Annotated in this window: 2 protein-coding genes; both read right to left on the reverse strand. The window is 63.5% G+C overall.

All coding sequences use genetic code 11. The annotated features are described in order from the left end of the window. Positions 1 to 77: 77 nt before the first annotated feature. On the reverse strand, positions 78 to 848 hold the full coding sequence (gene istB / locus ACV22Z_RS35570; protein WP_448080920.1) for an IS21-like element helper ATPase IstB: 771 nt from the start codon (positions 846 to 848) through the stop codon (positions 78 to 80). Next, positions 845 to 2512, reverse strand: coding sequence for an IS21 family transposase (istA, locus tag ACV22Z_RS35575; protein ID WP_448080921.1), 1668 nt, complete (start codon positions 2510 to 2512; stop codon positions 845 to 847). Before istA ends, istB begins: the two co-directional genes overlap by 4 nt. Between the last annotated feature and the right edge of the window lie 115 nt (positions 2513 to 2627).

Here is a 2627-nt window from a genome sequence, read left to right on the forward strand (position 1 = left end):
CCCGGACGGTCAGTTGAAACTCCCCCACATGTGGTCGTGTAAATTCCCCCACCCGGGAAGCAGGATGAAGTGGGTTTTTAGCTCGCTTTCGTTTTGCGCGCAAGCGTTTCGGCGGCTTCCTTGAGGCGATAGCTGCGGCCGTCGAACTCGAGCAGATGGCAGTGATGCATTAGTCTGTCGAGGATCGTGGTGCTCATCGTGTTATCGCCGAGGTAGGCCCCCCAATCCTGCACGACGCGGTTGGAGGTGACGACGACGCTGCGATGCAGCTTGTAGCGTTGGTGGATCAGTGTTTGCAGTAAGGCGCCGGCGTCATCGGGAATCGTGCGCGACAGGAACAGGTCATCCAGCACGAGCAGATCGCAATCGAGGATGGCTCGCAGCCGGGTTTCACGCTGGGCGGCCGGGCTCAGGGCGTAACGGTTAAAGAAGTCATCGGTCTCGAGATACTGCACCTTGTGGCCTTGCAGCACGGCCTGGTAGGCAACGGCCTTCGCAACGTGCGATTTGCCGGTGCCCGGTTTGCCGATGATCAGCGCGTTCTCGCCGGCGGCGATGAACTTCAGCGCGTGCAGCTGGAAGCAGGCCTGGCGAGGCAGTTTCGGGTTGAAGGACCAGTCGAATTCGGCGAGCGTAAGCTTCTCTTCGAGGCCGGATTGCTGGTAGCGGCGCTCGATGAGCCGAGACTGGCGGCGATCCAGTTCGTCCTGCAGGATCAGCGCGAAGGTCTCGAGGAACGGCTGGTTGGTGCCTTGGGCCTGCAGGATGCGGGTCTCCAGCGTGTCGCGCACGCCAGATAGGCGCAGTTGACTGAGGGCGCGTTCGATTTCGGGTACGGTCATGGTCATGCCTGGGTTTCTCCGGTTGGAGGTTGGGAATCGACGCCGTGCTGCGCGCCGAGGCTAAAGAGTTCGCCGTACTCGGCGGGCGGACGGATCAGGGGGTGATCCTGTGTGAGGGGCAGCGCGAGCTGTGGCGCCTGGTCGAGGCGCTCGAGGGCCTGCTCGAACAGTCGCTCGACGATCGCGCGCACCTGTTTGTAGCGGTAGACATGGTTACGCAACGCGTGATCGCAGGCCTGTTCCACGAGCCGGGCGGGATACTTCTTCGCCAGTCCGACGATGCCCCACATGGCGCGCTGGCCAACACGACCTTCGGCGTCGAACATGTGCTGGCATAGCGCCTTCGTCTGTGGCCCGATGTCGCCGGCGCTCGCGAGCAGCAAGGCGGTCTGGCGGGACGGATTGAACGGGCGCTCGTCCTGTGGCAACTCAAGGGAACCGGCTTGCAGGGCACGAGGATGGGTGCGCAGCAGTGCCTGTGTGCGGCGGTCCCGGATCTCGATGGTGGAATCGTAGAGGCGCACCGAGACGAGACTGCCAATCGGCGCGGGCCGCGCCGCATAATTGCTGCGATCGACGCTGACGGTGGTGTCGTCCCAGACGGTACGCACGACCTCGGTGAAGTAGCGGAAGCCAGTGAGCGGCAACGGTCTCAGGCTTGGCTTCTCTTCCTGGAACATCGCCTCGACCTGCCGCCGCGTGCTGCCGTGGATGCGTTTGGCCGCCCAGTTCTCCTCCCAGTGCATCAGGAATTCGTTCTGGGCCTCGAGCGACTCGAAACGCCGGCCGGCGAGCGCGGTACCCTGCGTATGCTGGATCGCGTTCTCTACGGTCCCCTTGCGATTCGGGTCCCGCACGCGAGCCGGATCGGCGACGACGCCGTAATGCTCGAGCATCGCGCCATAGAGCCGGTTGATCTCGGGTTCGTACAGATCGGGCGTGATGACGCCTTCCCGGAGGTTGTCCAGGACGACGTAGCTGACGGCGCCACCGAAGTAGCGGAAGGCTTCTTCATGAAGCTGCGCCCAGACCTGCTTGCTGGACTTCCAGACCACGCGCCGGAAGCTGCGTCGCGAATATCGCAAGGTCATCACGAACAGCCGCGGGCGCCGATATCGGCCGGTCTTCGGATCGCGGGTCAGTGCGCCTTCGCCGTAATCGACCTGGGCTTCCTCGCCGGGGGCGAACTCGAGACGGTCGAACTGTTCGGGATCGATGTGACGCAAGGCACGCACGAAACGCTTGACGCTCTCGTAGCTGGCGGTGAAGCCGTACTGGTCGACCAGGTCCTGATAGATCGCCTGGGCGTTGCGCTTCAGGCGCACCTGCTGTTCGATCCAGTCGCGATACGGTTCGCACGCCGAGCGCGCGAAATTGAAGGTGGCGGCCGGCGCGGCGGCGTCGATAGCCGGTGGTCGCGGCGGTGGGGGAATTTGCGCGACCGCCGGTTCGCAGCCGGTGGTCACCCTGGGGGAATTTGCGTTCGCGGACTGACGGGCCTCGAAGATCGCCTGGTAGCGGCGGATCGTCTTGCGGTCGATTCCCGTCAGCCGCTCGATCTCTCGCTGGCTCTTGTTGCGCTCGAGTAACGTGAATACGGTGCTTTGCAGGTGCGGCTTCAAGACGTTCAACTCCCCATCCCCTTCTTCTTGTTCGAAGGAGACAAAAATAAACGTCCTGCTACGCCGATCGCGGCCGACTGCCGGCTCAGGCCGCTAGCCGGCGATCGTCAGGTGGGGGAATTTGAAGTGACCATACCCGGAGGAATTTGACCGACCGCCGGGG

Source organism: Burkholderia sp. PU8-34 (assembly GCF_053427725.1).